This window comes from Mixta intestinalis (assembly GCF_009914055.1).
GTDB classification, from domain to species: Bacteria; Pseudomonadota; Gammaproteobacteria; order Enterobacterales; family Enterobacteriaceae; genus Mixta; species Mixta intestinalis.
This window is the reverse complement of record NZ_CP028271.1, coordinates 2,294,749-2,309,530: the sequence shown is the minus strand read 5'-3', so window position 1 is coordinate 2,309,530 and position 14,782 is coordinate 2,294,749. Positions and strand designations below refer to the sequence as shown.

Sequence of the window (14,782 nt, the reverse complement as noted above, 5' to 3'; positions counted from 1 at the left end):
CAATCAGTACAGGGAGAAGATTATGAACTACCGCCTGACGGGGTTGGCGCTGGCAAGCATACTGTTAGTCGGCTGCGCCAGCTCTCAGGATAATCGCGAACCGCAGGGGCGTTCCGATTCGCTGGAAGGTTTTAACCGCACGATGTTTAATTTTAACTACAACGTGCTGGATCCTTACGTTTTGCGCCCGGTGGCGGTGGCATGGCGCGATTATGTGCCCGTTCCGGCGCGTACCGGCCTCAGCAATTTCCTGGGAAACCTTGATGAACCGGCGGCGATGGTGAACTCCTTCCTGCGCGGCGATCCCAGGCGCGGCATGATTCACTTTAACCGCTTTTTCCTGAATACCGTGCTGGGCATGGGTGGCTTTATTGATGTTGCGGGAATGGCTAACGAGAAGCTGGCGCGCGAGGAGCCGCAGCGTTTCGGTGGCACATTAGGAGCCTGGGGCGTTGGCTACGGGCCTTATGTGGTGTTGCCCGGCTACGGCAGTTTTACGCCGCGTGAGGATGGTGGTGACTATGTGGATACGCTCTATCCGGTGCTGGGCTGGCTGAGCTGGCCGATGACCGCCGGTAAATGGATGCTGGAAGGCGTCGAGACGCGCGCGCAGCTGCTGGATTCCGATGCGATTTTGCGTAATACCAGCGATCCCTATGCGTTTATACGTAACGCCTATTTCCAGCGGCACGATTTCCTGGCAAACGGCGGTAAGCTGAAGCCAGCGGAGAACCCGAACGCGCAGGCGATTGAAGGCGATCTGGACGATATCGACGCTGCCGAGGCGGAGTAAGAGCAGAAAGCGGAAGGGGTTCCGCTTTTAAAAGATAAAGACCGTGACTGCACAGGGAGGCCGGGCCGAACGTAAAGACGCAAAATCCGTCATCCATGACCGCTCGGCCCGCGCCGTCCATGGCGCGGGACGCTTTACTCTTCTGCCCGGCCTCCCTGTGCCTTAAGCTTAGTGCCATAAAAAAAGCGGGAATCTCCCGCTTTTTTCCTTTCAGCTCTGCTATCAGAAGCGATAGTTAAAGTTAGCGCCGTAAAGCCAGGCTTTACCTTCTGAATCGAATTCATAAGGGGTGCTTGCGCCGTTACGTGCGGTGGCAACCGGATCCACACCTTCACGTACCGTCACTTTCTGACCGTGCATATAAGATACGCCAACGTCTACTGACGCATTATCGTTAAAGGCATACGAGGCACCGGCGCTCAGCCACAAACGATCCTGATCGGGAATAGAAATTGAGCGTCTGTCAGCCGGAACCGGGCTGTCATCAAAGGCGATACCGGCACGGAACGTCCAGTTCTTATCGTAAAAATAAGAGGTGCCCAGCGCGATGCGGTAAGCATCTTTATAGCCTTCTTGCTTATAAAACAGCTCCTGACCGTTGTTACCGGTAGCTTTCAGCTCCTGGAACTGACTCCAGCTGGTATAGGCCAGGCTATAGTGTACCGCCCACTGTGGCGCGACTTTATGGTAGCCTGAAACTTCCCACATCTCCGGCAGGTTCAGCGTCAGTGCGCCCGGGATGGTACTGCCACCGGTGCCATAAGGCAGGCCCAGCGCACCGGCAATGGTGTTCAGCTGCGGTGGAATTGAACTCTTATAGTCGCCGTCGAAATCGATTTTCACTTCAGAACGGTAGGTCAGGCCGAAGCGGTTATTTTCATCCACTTCGTAAAGCACACCAGCATTCCAGCCGTAGCCCCATTCGTCACCTTTCAGGTGCGCTACCTGCGTATCGGCACGAGCCGGAAGTCCGGTTGCGGCGGTAACCAGGCCGCTGTATTCGCCAAGATAGCGCTCAATCTTCGCCCGCGCATAAACGGCATCAAAGCCCACGCCGAAGCTGAAATGTTCATTCATGCGCCAGGCAGTGCTTAAATTCAGGTTGGTAGTCAGCAGATCGGTTTTGCCGCCGTAGGCACCGCCTGCGTAGTCATCATTAAATTCGGTGGCAAGGCCGTAATTGGTGGTGGCAGAGGCGCCAATCCACCAGCGATCGTTAATCGGTTGCACATAATGAATATTAGGCACCCACTCCGTAGGCGCGATATTTTCGGCTTTCAGGCTGTTGCCAGAAGCGCTATCGCCATCAATATTCACGTCCGGATCGATAAATACCGCACCGACAGAAAACATCGGGCGATCCATTAATGCCATGGTAGCCGGGTTGCGGCTGGCGGAAGCCGCCGTATCGCCGATTGCGCCTTCGCCAGAATAGGCGCGTCCTAAACCAACGGAAGAAAACTCATTGAGCTGGAAGCCCGCTGCGTAAAGATTGCCGGAAGCTAGTGCCACTGCAGCCGCCAATGCTGTTTTTGCACACAGGTTTTTATGGTTCATGACCACAACCTCATTATGTGATTTTTATAAATTCTGTTACACGACGTAACAAGGGACCGGGGATTGTAGGGGCTGAAATACAACGCACAAATCAGACCAGTGCGCACAGTATAGGTCTGACCTGTGTGTATGTTGCAATATTGTTTTTAAAATATTTCAAATATGATCGATGAAATAAGATCCACGTAGCAAAAACGTGTGTCTTTTAGCCGATGCGCCGCTTTATTCCTGCGCCAGATCAATAATATCAGTGATAGCACTCACACTATTTAGTGATGGATGAATGAACGGCGTAAAATAACGAACAATTTATTCATGCCTTATAAAGCGAATAGTGGGAGATAATAATGAGTGATGCTCTGAATAAATGTAGCGCCAATGAAACGGCGGCCTGCTGCTGTGTGGATGTAGGCACCGTAATGGATAACAGCGACTGCACCGCTTCCTGGGCGCGGCTGTTTGATAACCGCCAGCAGGCGGAAGCGATGCTGGCAACGCTGACGGAAAAAGCGCGTGGCGTGGAATCTGAACCTTGCGAAATTAACGCCCGCTTTACTGACCAGCCAGATGGCGTTCTTCTGAACGTCGATTTTACTTTCAGCTGCCAGGCTGAAACGCTGATTTTCCAGCTGGGCCTGCGCTAATTCTCCGCCGCGGCGCTGTGTTCAACGGCGCCGCCTGTCTGTCCTTTCCCGCTTTTGCACCGTATTTCCTCCCGTTAACGGCAACTGTGCCGCTGCTCTCATTTTCTGCGCGCACCGCTGGCAGCTTGTTACAAACTGGTTAACACTGGTCGGATCTGACCTCTTTGGCAATGATGCTGCGGTCGTGGTTAACAGGTGAAAATAATGAGCAGAGCGCTTCCTTTGCTGACGCGTCAGGGCGATCGCATCGCCATTACCCATGGGCTTCGCACGCCTTTCGCCCGTCAGGCCACGGCGCTGCACGGTATTCCGGCTATCGAGCTGGGACGCATGGTTATCAGTGAACTGATGGCCCGCAGCGAAATACCGACAGAGATTATCGAGCAGCTGGTCTTTGGTCAGGTCATCCAGATGCCGGAAGCGCCCAATATCGCCCGTGAAATTGTGCTCAGCAGCGGACTGAATGTCAGAACCGATGCTTACAGCGTCAGCCGTGCATGTGCCACCAGTTTCCAGGCGGTCGCTAACCTGGCGGAAAGCATGCTGGCTGGCAATGTCAGCGCCGGGATCGCTGGCGGCGCGGATTCTTCTTCAGTACTGCCGATCGGCGTCAGCAAAAAGCTGAGCCGAACGCTGGTCGATCTCAGCAAAACGCGCACCCTGGGAAAAAAGCTTAAGCTGTTTAGCCAGCTACGTCCGCGCGATCTGCTGCCGATGCCGCCCGCAGTGGCTGAATACTCCACCGGCCTGCGGATGGGCGATACCGCCGAACAGATGGCAAAAAGTTACGGTATCAGCCGCGAACGTCAGGATGCGCTGGCGCATCGTTCCCACCAGCGTGCAGCGCAGGCCTGGCGTGAAGGCCGCCTTGATGACGAAGTGATAACCGCCTGGGTGGCACCGTGGCGTAGCGCTCTGCGTCAGGATAATAATGTGCGGGAGAACAGCGCCGTTGAAGATTACGCGCGACTGCGTCCCGCTTTCGATCGGCGGCACGGCAGCGTGACGGCGGCTAACAGCACGCCGCTTACCGACGGCGCTGCGGCGGTCGTGTTGATGACGGAAACCCGAGCGCGAGAGCTGGGTATTACGCCGCTGGGCTATCTGCGCAGCTACGCTTTTACCGCTACCGATGTCTGGCAGGATATGCTGCTGGGGCCAGCGTACGCTTCGCCGCTGGCGTTGGATCGTGCGGGTATCACGCTGAATGATTTAACCCTGATTGATATGCACGAAGCCTTTGCCGCACAGACGCTGGCTAACCTGCAACTGTTTCACGATGCGCGTTTTGCTCGCGAACAGCTTAACCGCGATCGGGCGCTGGGTGAGGTCGATGAGGCAAAATTCAACGTGCTGGGCGGCTCTATCGCTTACGGTCACCCTTTTGCCGCCACCGGCGCACGCATGATAACCCAAACGCTGAACGAACTGCGCCGTCGCGGCGGTGGGCTGGGGCTGGTTACCGCCTGTGCGGCGGGTGGTCTGGGTACGGCGATGGTACTGGAGGTTGAATAAGATTATGGAACAGCAATCCGCATTTCATTTCAGCGTGCGCAGCGACAATATTGCCGTGGTGACCATCGATGTACCCAACGAAAAAATCAATACCCTCAGGGCGGCATTTATTCAGGAGATCCGTGGCGTTATCGCCCAGCTGCGTCAGCAGCCGGATTTGGTTGGGTTGATTTTTATCTCCGGCAAACCCGATTCTTTTATCGCCGGTGCGGATATCGGCATGATTGACGCCTGCCGCAGCGCCGATGAGGCGCGCCAGCTGGCGGAACAGGGGCAGCGTATTATGTCGGAAATTGCCGCGCTGCCGGTGCCGGTGGTGGCTGCGATCCATGGGGCCTGCCTCGGCGGTGGTCTGGAACTGGCACTGGCCTGCGACAGGCGCGTCTGTACGCTGGATGATAAAACCCGGCTGGGGTTACCGGAAGTACAGCTGGGCCTGTTGCCGGGCAGCGGCGGGACGCAGCGCCTGCCGCGGCTGATTGGTGCCTCGCAGGCGCTGAATCTGATGCTGACCGGCAAAGCACTACGGGCAAAGCAGGCGTTAAGGCTGGGACTGGTGGATGAGGCGGTTCCGCACGCCATTCTGCTGGAAACGGCGGCGGCGCTGGCGTTACAGGGAAAAAGCCCGCGTCGCCGGCTGCCGCTGCGTGAGAGGTTGATGAACGGGCCTGCGGGGCGCACGCTGCTGTTTAACCTGGCGGCGCGCCAGAGCGAGGCGAAAACGCACGGCAACTATCCGGCGATACGTCGCATCCTGGAGGCGGTACGTATCGGGCTGGAGCAGGGGATGCGAGCTGGTCATGAAGCCGAGGCGCTTGCTTTCGGCGAACTGGCGATGACGCCACAATCTGTCGCGCTGCGCCATCTGTTCTTCGCCTCTAACGCAATGAAAAAGGAGCGTGGCGCTGAGGCGGAGCCTGCACCGCTGCGTACGGTTGGTGTGCTGGGCGGCGGGCTGATGGGCGGCGGAATCGCTGCCGTTACCGCCATCAGGGCGGAACTGCCGGTGCGCATAAAGGATATCAGCGCGGAAGGCGTCGGCCACGCGATGAAATATAGCTGGCAGCTGCTGGAAAGCAGGGTAAAGCGTCGCCAGATAACCGCAGCGCAGCGACAGCGGCAGATGGCGCTGATTACCGGGGCGACCGACTATCACGGCTTTGCCCGACGCGATGTGATTGTCGAGGCGGTATTTGAAGATTTAGCCCTCAAGCAGCAAATGGTGGCGGAAGTGGAGCAGCACTGCGCGCCCCAGACGATTTTTGCCTCTAATACCTCCTCTCTGCCAATCGGTGAGATTGCCGCGCAGGCGCAGCGGCCTGAAAACGTTATCGGGCTGCACTATTTCAGCCCGGTAGACAAAATGATGCTGGTGGAAGTGATACCACATCAGGGGACCGCCGATGCGACTATCGCCACCACGGTGGCGCTGGCTAAACGACAAGGGAAAATGCCTGTCGTAGTAGCCGATCGCCCCGGCTTTTACGTTAACCGCATCCTGGCTCCCTATATAAATGAAGCGATGCGCTGCGTGCTGGAAGGCGAGCCGATAGAGAAGGTTGATGAGGCGCTGGTAAAGTTTGGTTTTCCGCTGGGCCCGGTACGGCTGCTGGATGAGGTGGGCATCGATGTCGGCACAAAAATTTTGCCGATTCTGGAACAGGCCTGGGGAGAACGTTTTGCTGCGCCGCAGGCGTTTGCTGCCGTGCTGAACGATAACCGTAAAGGAAAGAAAAACGGGCGTGGTTTTTATCGCTATGACGGGCAGGGCAAGGGCAAACGCGCCGATAAAGCGATTTACGCGCTGTTGCATATTCAGCCGCAGCATCGTCTGGACGGTGCGCTGATTGCGCAACGCTGCGTGATGATGATGTTGAACGAGGCGGTGCGCTGTCTGGATGAGGAAATCGTGCGTAGCCCACGCGACGGTGATATCGCCGCAGTCTTTGGCATCGGCTTCCCGCCCTTTCTCGGCGGCCCTTTCCATTATATCGATCGTCTGGGGGCAGCCAACGTGGTTAATACATTAGTGAATCTGATGCATCAGTATGGCGATCGTTTTGCACCCTGTGCTGCGCTACGTGCCTGTGCCGGGCAGGGGACAAAATTTTACACATCGTCAGATGACGCGAATAACCATAATGATTCAGCGGCTTAGCAGAAACGTTTTTTGCCACGCGGAACGCTATATTTTATGAATAGCTCGTTTAATAAACAATCGGTTGACTATACTCAAGCCATTAGGTTACAACACAGCCTTCATTCGCAGAATGAAGCGTCGGACAGCCCCATGATCCGACGATTTTGTTAAACAACAGCGGTGCTTTATGCAAGTTTTTATCATGCGTCACGGCGACGCTGCACTTGAGGCAGCCAGTGATTCGGTACGGCCTCTTACCCATTGCGGCTGTGATGAATCGCGCCAGATGGCCAACTGGCTGAACAGCCAGACTCTGGGTATAGAACGGGTGCTGGTCAGCCCTTATTTACGGGCAGAACAGACGTTAATGACGGTACGCGAGGCTTTGCCGCTGCCGCCGGAGCAGGAAGTATTGCCTGAGCTGACGCCCGGTGGCGATCCGGCACTGGTTGCCTGTTATTTACAGGCGCTGGCAAAAGAGGGCGTTGCTTCCGTGCTGGTGATTTCACACCTTCCTCTGGTCGGCTATCTGGTTTCGGAACTTTGCCCGCAGGAACCGCCGCCGATGTTTGCCACTTCCGCCATCGCCTGCATCGATTTCGATGCGGATAAAAGCGAAGGCAGCTTAAAGTGGCAGATCAGTCCTTCCAAACTGGCGAAAGCGATGTAACGCCACGAGCCGTCAGGGTAACTCTGGCGGCTGCCACTCTTCCACTTCTATCAGCACCAGCAGGGCCGCATCGCCGCCGAACATTTTTGGTGCCTGATGAAAGGCCATGACGTCCGGGTGCTGTGCCAGCCACAGCGGCGTCTGCTGCTTCAGAATATGTTTACCGTGCCCGTGCATCACGCTGGCGCAAAAAATATGTTCGCGACGACAGGCGGCGATGAGCGCCCCCAGCTCCTGCTTCGCCTGCTGCTGCGTTAGTCCGTGCAGATCGAGAAATATTTCCGGCGTATAGTCGCCGCGCCGCAGCTTCTTCAGTTCATAGTGGCTGACATCGCTGCGTACATAGCGCACCGGGCCATCCTCCGCCAGCAGCGGCTGAAATTCGTCCGAAAAGTAGTGGCTGTTATCCGCCTGCTCCGACAGCTGGCGCTTCAGCGACACCTCCGCTTTTTTACGCATGGGCTTATGCACCATCGTATCCTGCTTCAGCTTACGGGTGCCGGTCATCAGCTGGCGAAACAGCGCTTTATCGTCATCGCTGAGCTGCTCTTTTTTCTTCATAGTGCCTGATTTCTGTGTGTTAAACGTCATGGCCTGCACGGCCTGAGGGCTACGATACCCCGCATTGTAAACAAAAGTTAGCTTTTTCACCCAGCTGCGCTGAATTCTCATGCACTTCATGGCAAACTAACCGCCGTTATTACGGAACGGCCTGTGGAGGGCAACGTGGACAAAATTTTCGTCGATGAAGCAGTGAATGAGCTGCACACCATTCAGGACATGCTGCGCTGGGCGGTCAGTCGTTTTACCGCTGCCAATATCTGGTATGGCCACGGCACGGATAATCCCTGGGACGAAGCTGTTCAGCTGGTTTTGCCAACCCTGTACCTGCCGCTCGATATTCCTGAAGATATGCGCAATGCGCGTCTGACCTCCAGCGAGCGTCATCGTATCGTTGAACGCGTGATTCGCCGCGTGAACGAACGTATTCCGGTCGCCTATCTTACCAATAAAGCCTGGTTTTGCGGTCACGAGTTCTATGTGGATGAACGCGTGCTGGTGCCGCGTTCTCCGATTGGCGAGCTGATCAACAACCGCTTTGCTGGTCTGTTGAACCAGTCGCCGCAGCATATTCTGGATATGTGTACCGGCAGTGCCTGCATCGCTATCGCCTGCGCTTACGCTTTCCCGGAGGCAGAGGTGGATGCGGTGGATCTCTCTGTCGACGCGCTGGCGGTTGCCGAGCAGAACATTGAAGATCACGGGCTGATCCATCACGTCACGCCGATCCGCTCCGATCTGTTCCGCGATCTGCCGAAGCTGCAATACGATCTGATCGTGACCAATCCGCCCTATGTGGATGCCGATGATATGGACGATCTGCCGGGCGAGTATCGCCATGAGCCGGAGCTGGGCCTGGCGGCGGGCAGCGATGGCCTGAAGCTGGTGCGGCGCATTCTCGCCTGCGCGCCTGATTATCTTCAGGAGGAGGGCGTGTTGATTTGTGAAGTCGGCAACAGCATGGTGCATATGATTGAGCAGTATCCCGATGTGCCTTTTACCTGGCTGGAGTTTGATAACGGTGGCGACGGCGTCTTTATGCTCACCCGCGAGCAGATTGTAAACGCACAACATCACTTTAAATATTTCAAAGATTAATCGCACAATAACGGAGCCGAGATGGCAGGCAACACGATTGGAGAGATTTTTCGCGTCACCACCTTTGGTGAGTCGCATGGCATTGCGCTGGGTTGCATCGTCGATGGCGTGCCGCCGGGCATTCCGCTCACCGAGGCGGATTTGCAGCACGATCTTGACCGGCGTCGTCCGGGCACCTCGCGCTACACCACCCAACGCCGTGAACCGGACCAGGTGCGCATTCTGTCCGGCGTGTTTGACGGTGTTACTACCGGCACCAGCATTGGCCTGCTGATCGAAAATACCGATCAGCGTTCGCAGGATTACGGTGCGATTAAAGATCTTTTTCGCCCCGGTCATGCCGATTACACCTATGAGCAGAAATATGGCCTGCGCGACTATCGCGGCGGCGGGCGCTCATCGGCGCGTGAAACGGCGATGCGCGTAGCGGCGGGCGCGATTGCGAAAAAATATCTACGCATGAAGTTTGGCGTCGAGGTACGCGGCTATCTGGCGCAGATGGGCGATATTGCCTGTGAGCTGAAAGCGTGGGATCAGGTGGAGCAGAATCCGTTCTTCTGCCCCGATCCCGATAAGCTGGAGGCGCTGGACGAACTGATGCGCGCGCTGAAAAAAGAGGGCGACTCTATCGGCGCGAAGGTCACCGTGGTGGCGGATCACGTACCGCCGGGTCTCGGCGAGCCGGTCTTCGATCGTCTTGATGCCGATCTGGCGCATGCGCTGATGAGCATTAACGCGGTGAAGGGCGTGGAAATCGGCGATGGCTTCGCGGTGGTTAACCAGCGCGGCAGCCAGCATCGCGACGAGATCCGTACCAGCGGTTTTCAGAGCAATCATGCCGGTGGCATTCTGGGCGGCATCAGCAGCGGTCAGCCGCTGATTGCTCACCTGGCGATGAAGCCCACCTCCAGTATTACCGTGCCGGGTAAAACCATTACCCGTGATGGGGAAGAGGTGGAGATGATCACCAAAGGGCGCCACGATCCCTGTGTCGGTATCCGCGCCGTGCCGATCGCCGAGGCGATGATGGCGATCGTGCTGATGGATCACCTGCTGCGTCATCGCGCCCAGTGTGCCGATGTCTCTACCACTATTCCGCGTTGGTCAGTATGAAAAAGAGGCTACTTCTGCTGGCGGGGCTGCTGCTTGGCAGCTCCGCGCTGGCCGCCACGCCGTGGCAACGTATTACCCATCCCATTCCCGGCTCGCCGCAGGCGATTGGCGCTTTCGCCAACGGCTGCATCGTTGGTGCCGAGGCATTGCCGCTGAATAATCCCGCTTATCAGGTGATGCGCCAGGATCAACGCCGTTACTATGGTCATCCCGATCTGGTGTTGTTTATTCAGCGGCTGACCACGCAGGTACATAATCTGGGGCTGGGGCAGGTACTGATTGGCGATATGGGCATGGCGGCTGGCGGGCGCTTTAGCAGCGGTCACGCCAGCCATCAGAGCGGGCTGGATGTGGATATCTGGCTGCAACTGCCGAAAAGCCGCTGGACGCCGCAAATGCTGCTGAAACCGCAGCCGCTCGATCTGGTCAGCGTGGACGGCAAGCGTGTAGTGGCGCGCCACTGGCAGCCGGAGATTGCCAGCCTGATTAAGCTGGCAGCAAAAGATGATGAGGTAACGCGCATCTTCGTTAATCCAGCGATTAAAAAGCAGCTGTGCGCCGATGCGGGCAGCGATCGCGACTGGCTGCGTAAGGTGCGCCCGTGGTTCGGCCATCGTGCGCACATGCATGTGCGTCTGCGCTGTCCGCCGGAAAGCCTGGAGTGTGAGGAGCAGGCGCCGCCGCCGCCGGGTGACGGCTGTGGTGCCGAACTGGAAAGCTGGTTTATTCCGAAAAAACCGGGTAGCGGCACGCCGGTAAAACGTACGCCGCCGCCGTTACCGCCGTCCTGTCAGGCGCTGCTGGATAAACATCTACTTTAGGATCGGATATGGACTGGTGGATCGTCTCTCCCGGTATGCTGGGTGTGCTGTTTGTTATCGCCATGCTGGCCTCGTTTATCGATTCGATTGCGGGCGGCGGCGGTTTGTTGACCGTCCCTGCGTTGCTTTCCGCCGGGCTGTCGCCCGCGCAGGTGCTGGCGACCAATAAATTGCAGGCGGTCGGTGGCTCTTTTTCCGCCAGCCTCTATTTTGTCCGTCGTGGCGCGGTAAAGCTGCGCGAGCAGCGGCTCAATATCGCAATGACCTTTATCGGTGCGCTCTGCGGCACGCTGCTGGTGCAGCATATCCACTCCGGCTTTCTGCGGCAGGTGCTGCCACTGTTGATTATTGGTATCGGTCTTTACTTCCTGTTGATGCCACGACTGGGAGAGGAGGATCGTCAGCGGCGGCTGGATGGCCTGGCTTTTGCACTGGTAGCGGGCGGTACGGTTGGTTTCTATGACGGTTTTTTCGGCCCTGGTGCCGGCTCGTTTTATGCGCTGGCGTTTGTGACGCTGGCGGGCTTTAACCTGGCGAAATCTACCGCCCATGCCAAAGTTCTGAATTTCACCTCCAATCTGACCAGCCTGCTATTTTTTATCCTTGGCGGCAAAGTGGTATGGAGCGTTGGGCTGGTCATGCTGCTGGGATCGGTGTGCGGTGCCCGGTTGGGCGCGCGCATGGTGCTGGCGCGCGGGCAGACGCTGATCCGCCCGATGGTGGTTATCGTGGCAGTAGTGATGAGCAGCAAGCTGCTGTATGAAGATTACGGTGCGGCTATCGGCCAGTGGCTGAGTCACTTCGGCTGATAATGCTCGTCAACCTGCGTGCTAAATGCGACAATTGCGCGTTTTTTTACAGCTGACCTATATATGGATATGAGCACAACACATCACTATCAGGATTTGATTACCTTATTCGATCGCTGCTTTCAGGATGAATTTCAGACCCGTTTAATTAAAGGGGATGACGAGCCGATCTATCTTCCAGCAGACGATGAGTCTCCCTGGCATCGCGTGGTGTTTGCTCACGGTTATTACGCCAGCGCGCTGCATGAAATTTCGCACTGGTGCATCGCCGGAGCCGAGCGCCGTAAGCTGGTTGATTTTGGCTACTGGTATTGCCCTGACGGGCGTGATGCCGTAACGCAGAATAAGTTTGAGTCAGTAGAAATTAAGCCGCAGGCGCTGGAGTGGATGTTCAGCGTGGCGGCAGGTTTTCCCTTCAACGTAAGCTGTGACAATCTCAACGGAGATTATGAGCCGGACCGCATTGCGTTTCAGCGCCAGGTTCATGCACAGGTTATGCGCTATCTTGAAGACGGGATCCCGGCACGTCCGGCTCGTTTTATCGCTGAGCTTCAGCATTTTTACCAAACGCCCCCGCTGACGGCGGCGCAGTTTCCCTGGCCGGAAGATCTGCGCTGAACGGAGGCGCGACTGAATGAGGAATTGAGATGATCGCAGAATTTGAAACGCGTATTCTGGCCCTGATTGACGATATGGTTGAACATGCCACGGATGATGAGCTTTTTGCCAGCGGCTACCTGCGCGGTCACCTCACTCTGGCGGTTGCCGAGCTGGAGCAGAGCGGTGAATACACCGCGGAAGCGCTGCAAATTCAGGTGCAGAACAGCCTGCAAAATGCCATTGCCGCCGGTGAGCTTTCGCCGCGCGATCAGGCGCTGGTCATTGGCATGTGGGATAATCTCTTCCTGCAGGCGCGCCAGCCAGCCTGATAAAAAGCGGCCTGCGGGCCGCTTTTGCTTTCTCTGCTGTTTTGCCGTTCGGTATCAGCTGACCGGTTTACCTTTCAGTAACTTACGCACCCAGTAACGTCCCGGATGCAGCGCGGCCAGCGTGGCGCGATCCAGCGGCAGCGGCTCATCGCACAGCTGCGCCGCCAGCGTTTCTGCCGCCAGTGGCCCGCTGCACAGGCCGCGCGAGCCGAGTGCGCCCAGCACGAACAGGCCGGGCCAGACTGGAGAGGGCGCAATGTCCAGCTGCCGTTGACGCTGGCGCGGCAGATCCTGATAGCAACGTACTAACGCATCATAGTCGGGCAGATTGCCGACCAACGGCAGATGGTCACGGGTGGCGCAGCGCACGCCATTACGCGCCTCGCCCGCGCTGACGTCTACCGCCTCAGTCCATGCACAGTCCGGCAGGCAGCGCCGCAGCCGCTCGCGGTTTTCCTGCTGATCGTCTTCACGGTAGGCGACGGATGTATCGCCGCGATGGTAACTGGCACCGATACAGTGGGTGCCGAATGCCGGGCTGAGCGGCGTCAGATAGCCTTCATAGCACAGCACCTGCTTCAGCGCCGTCAGGCCGGGGCGAGTAGGGATGTGGCTGACCTGACCGCTGACCGGATAGGCCGGAAGTTTCGCGCTTTGCGCCAGTGACGTAATCGCATGTCCGTTGGCTAACACCACGTTTTGATGATGCGCCGTGCTGTCGTCGGCAAAGCGCAGTCGCCAGCCGCCATCTTCTGTCTCCAGTGTCTCCAGACGATGCTGCCAGTGAATCTCCAGCCCCTGCTGCCGGGCCAGTTCAAACAGCGCGGTAGTTAACTGCTGCGGTGCCAGCCAGCCACCGGAAGGATAGTGGATGCCGCCGCAGGTCAGCGGTACGCCCGCCAGCCGTGAAGCCTCGTCAGCATTCACCGCCCGAGCCAGCGCCTCCGGTAATCCCATCGCCAGCATATGCGCGATTTTCTCCGCGCTTTTACTGTCCCAGGCCAGCTGGGTAACGCCGCACCATTGATGGTCGAAGCTTACCGGCAGGCGATCGTAGAGCCGTCGCGCAAAATCAAAGGCGGCAGGGAAAAAGCGCGCCAGCGCCGGATCGTGCTGGTTAAGCAGCGGATAGAGTGCGCCCTGGCGGTTGCCGGAAGCATTTTGCGCCGGGGCGTTGTCGGCGCAGTAAAGCGTTACCTTTTTACCACGGCGCAACAGCGCCAGCGCCAGCAGCACGCTGGCAACGCCGCCGCCGATCAGCGCGATATCATCGCCCTCGGCGCGAAAGCGCGCGTACCAGGGGGCATGCAGGGAAAGCGCAGGTGCCTCGGTGAGCGTACCGCACAACATCTCACGTTTCGGCCCAAAGCCTTTACGCTTGTTGATGGTAAAACCCGCCTGCTGAAGTCCGCGTCGAACAAAGCCTGCGGCGGTGAAAGTTGCGAAGGTGCCTCCGGGCCGCGCCAGACGCGCCATCGCCTCAAACAGCGCGGCGTCCACATCTCGGGATTTTTTGATGGCGCAAAGCCGTCCAGAAACCAGGCGTCGATGCTGCGCTGTAACCCCTCATCAAAATTTTCTGTCAGCGCGTTTATGTCGCCGAACCAGAGATCCAGCGTCACGCGGCCTTCATCCAGCAGCAGGCGATGGCAGCCCGGTAGCGCCAGTGGCCACTGTTGGCGTAGTTCGTCGGCCCAGGGCGCCAGCTCCGGCCAGCGTGCATGCGCGGCGGCAAGATCCTTCCGGGTGAGAGGATATTTTTCCATACTGATAAAGTGCAGGCGCTGTAGCGTTGCCTGCGGATGCGCCTGGCGGAAATGATGAAACGCCCGCCACAGCGTCAGAAAATTGAGACCGGTACCAAAGCCGGTTTCCGCAGCGATAAACAACGCACGCGGATGGTCAGCAAAACGGGCGGGCAGGCCGTTGCCGCCAAGAAAAACATACTCAGCCTCCAGCAGGCCGTTCTGATTCGAAAAGTAGACGTCATCGAATTCTCGGGATACAGGTGTACCCTGATCGTTCCAGTCCAGTTTAGCGTGTTCAATTGGTGAGTTATTCAACGGGAATGGCTCATTTATCAGGCAGTGCCACGATTTTATCGGGAGCGGCAGGCCCGCGCAAATTTACAC

The 14,782-nt window shown here is 57.5% G+C and carries 13 protein-coding genes and 1 pseudogene; 11 read left to right on the top strand and 3 right to left on the bottom strand.

Features of this window, described 5'->3' with window-relative positions:
• The first annotated feature begins 22 nt into the window (after positions 1-22).
• Positions 23-793 carry a phospholipid-binding lipoprotein MlaA gene (gene mlaA, locus C7M51_RS10755; protein WP_160621791.1) on the top strand — a complete coding sequence of 257 codons (771 nt, stop codon included), beginning with the start codon at positions 23-25 and terminating at the stop codon, positions 791-793.
• A 222-nt stretch (positions 794-1,015) separates the two neighbouring features.
• Here mlaA and fadL read toward each other — a convergent pair whose 3' ends face one another.
• Positions 1,016-2,350 (bottom strand): long-chain fatty acid transporter FadL, encoded by a 1,335-nt coding sequence (fadL, locus tag C7M51_RS10750; RefSeq protein ID WP_160621790.1) that lies wholly within the window; start codon positions 2,348-2,350, stop codon positions 1,016-1,018.
• Between the two features lie 347 nt (positions 2,351-2,697).
• Here fadL and C7M51_RS10745 point away from each other — a divergent pair, with 347 nt between their 5' ends.
• The 4 genes from C7M51_RS10745 to sixA all read left to right on the top strand — a co-directional run bounded on the left by C7M51_RS10745 (position 2,698) and on the right by sixA (position 7,319).
• Entirely contained in the window at positions 2,698-2,994 is a 297-nt protein-coding gene (locus C7M51_RS10745; protein WP_160621789.1) for a YfcZ/YiiS family protein, read from the top strand.
• Between the two features lie 204 nt (positions 2,995-3,198).
• The gene (fadI, locus tag C7M51_RS10740; protein ID WP_160621788.1) at positions 3,199-4,509 is read left to right on the top strand and encodes an acetyl-CoA C-acyltransferase FadI; all 1,311 of its coding nucleotides are present in this window, start codon (positions 3,199-3,201) and stop codon (positions 4,507-4,509) included.
• A gap of 4 nt (positions 4,510-4,513) precedes the next feature.
• On the top strand, positions 4,514-6,667 hold the full coding sequence (fadJ, locus tag C7M51_RS10735) for a fatty acid oxidation complex subunit alpha FadJ (RefSeq protein WP_160621787.1): 2,154 nt from the start codon (positions 4,514-4,516) through the stop codon (positions 6,665-6,667).
• A gap of 169 nt (positions 6,668-6,836) precedes the next feature.
• Complete coding sequence (gene sixA, locus C7M51_RS10730) at positions 6,837-7,319, top strand: phosphohistidine phosphatase SixA (protein ID WP_160621786.1); 483 nt, start codon at positions 6,837-6,839, stop codon at positions 7,317-7,319.
• A gap of 12 nt (positions 7,320-7,331) precedes the next feature.
• Here the strand turns inward: sixA and smrB are convergent, their stop codons facing one another.
• Complete coding sequence (gene smrB, locus C7M51_RS10725; protein ID WP_160621785.1) at positions 7,332-7,880, bottom strand: endonuclease SmrB; 549 nt, start codon at positions 7,878-7,880, stop codon at positions 7,332-7,334.
• Between the two features lie 165 nt (positions 7,881-8,045).
• Between smrB and prmB the strand changes: the two genes are divergently transcribed.
• The 6 genes from prmB to C7M51_RS10695 all read left to right on the top strand — a co-directional run bounded on the left by prmB (position 8,046) and on the right by C7M51_RS10695 (position 12,650).
• Positions 8,046-8,978 carry a 50S ribosomal protein L3 N(5)-glutamine methyltransferase gene (gene prmB / locus C7M51_RS10720; protein ID WP_160621784.1) on the top strand — a complete coding sequence of 311 codons (933 nt, stop codon included), beginning with the start codon at positions 8,046-8,048 and terminating at the stop codon, positions 8,976-8,978.
• 21 nt (positions 8,979-8,999) lie between these two features.
• Positions 9,000-10,091, top strand: a complete 1,092-nt coding sequence (aroC, locus tag C7M51_RS10715; protein WP_160621783.1) for a chorismate synthase — start codon at positions 9,000-9,002, stop codon at positions 10,089-10,091.
• Complete coding sequence (mepA, locus tag C7M51_RS10710; RefSeq protein WP_160621782.1) at positions 10,088-10,912, top strand: penicillin-insensitive murein endopeptidase; 825 nt, start codon at positions 10,088-10,090, stop codon at positions 10,910-10,912. Before aroC ends, mepA begins: the two co-directional genes overlap by 4 nt.
• An 8-nt stretch (positions 10,913-10,920) precedes the next feature.
• Positions 10,921-11,721, top strand: coding sequence for a sulfite exporter TauE/SafE family protein (locus C7M51_RS10705; protein ID WP_160621781.1), 801 nt, complete (start codon positions 10,921-10,923; stop codon positions 11,719-11,721).
• Positions 11,722-11,790: 69 nt separating this feature from the next.
• A complete protein-coding gene (locus tag C7M51_RS10700) occupies positions 11,791-12,339 on the top strand; it encodes an elongation factor P hydroxylase (protein ID WP_160621780.1) in 549 nt (182 codons plus the stop codon).
• A gap of 29 nt (positions 12,340-12,368) precedes the next feature.
• The gene (locus C7M51_RS10695) at positions 12,369-12,650 is read left to right on the top strand and encodes a YfcL family protein (RefSeq protein WP_160621779.1); all 282 of its coding nucleotides are present in this window, start codon (positions 12,369-12,371) and stop codon (positions 12,648-12,650) included.
• A 54-nt stretch (positions 12,651-12,704) separates the two neighbouring features.
• Here the strand turns inward: C7M51_RS10695 and mnmC are convergent.
• Positions 12,705-14,713 (bottom strand): annotated as a pseudogene (mnmC, locus tag C7M51_RS10690) (bifunctional tRNA (5-methylaminomethyl-2-thiouridine)(34)-methyltransferase MnmC2/FAD-dependent 5-carboxymethylaminomethyl-2-thiouridine(34) oxidoreductase MnmC1).
• Between the last annotated feature and the right edge of the window lie 69 nt (positions 14,714-14,782).

Bases quoted from the DNA above. Each gene is read 5' to 3' on its own strand.
- smrB (WP_160621785.1), bottom strand. From the start codon at position 7,880: ATGAAGAAAAAAGAGCAGCTCAGCGATGACGATAAAGCGCTGTTTCGC.
- fadJ (WP_160621787.1), top strand. From the start codon at position 4,514: ATGGAACAGCAATCCGCATTTCATTTCAGCGTGCGCAGCGACAATATT.
- C7M51_RS10700 (WP_160621780.1), top strand. From the start codon at position 11,791: ATGAGCACAACACATCACTATCAGGATTTGATTACCTTATTCGATCGC.
- mlaA (WP_160621791.1), top strand. From the start codon at position 23: ATGAACTACCGCCTGACGGGGTTGGCGCTGGCAAGCATACTGTTAGTC.
- C7M51_RS10745 (WP_160621789.1), top strand. From the start codon at position 2,698: ATGAGTGATGCTCTGAATAAATGTAGCGCCAATGAAACGGCGGCCTGC.
- aroC (WP_160621783.1), top strand. From the start codon at position 9,000: ATGGCAGGCAACACGATTGGAGAGATTTTTCGCGTCACCACCTTTGGT.
- mepA (WP_160621782.1), top strand. From the start codon at position 10,088: ATGAAAAAGAGGCTACTTCTGCTGGCGGGGCTGCTGCTTGGCAGCTCC.
- sixA (WP_160621786.1), top strand. From the start codon at position 6,837: ATGCAAGTTTTTATCATGCGTCACGGCGACGCTGCACTTGAGGCAGCC.
- fadL (WP_160621790.1), bottom strand. From the start codon at position 2,350: ATGAACCATAAAAACCTGTGTGCAAAAACAGCATTGGCGGCTGCAGTG.
- C7M51_RS10705 (WP_160621781.1), top strand. From the start codon at position 10,921: ATGGACTGGTGGATCGTCTCTCCCGGTATGCTGGGTGTGCTGTTTGTT.
- C7M51_RS10695 (WP_160621779.1), top strand. From the start codon at position 12,369: ATGATCGCAGAATTTGAAACGCGTATTCTGGCCCTGATTGACGATATG.
- fadI (WP_160621788.1), top strand. From the start codon at position 3,199: ATGAGCAGAGCGCTTCCTTTGCTGACGCGTCAGGGCGATCGCATCGCC.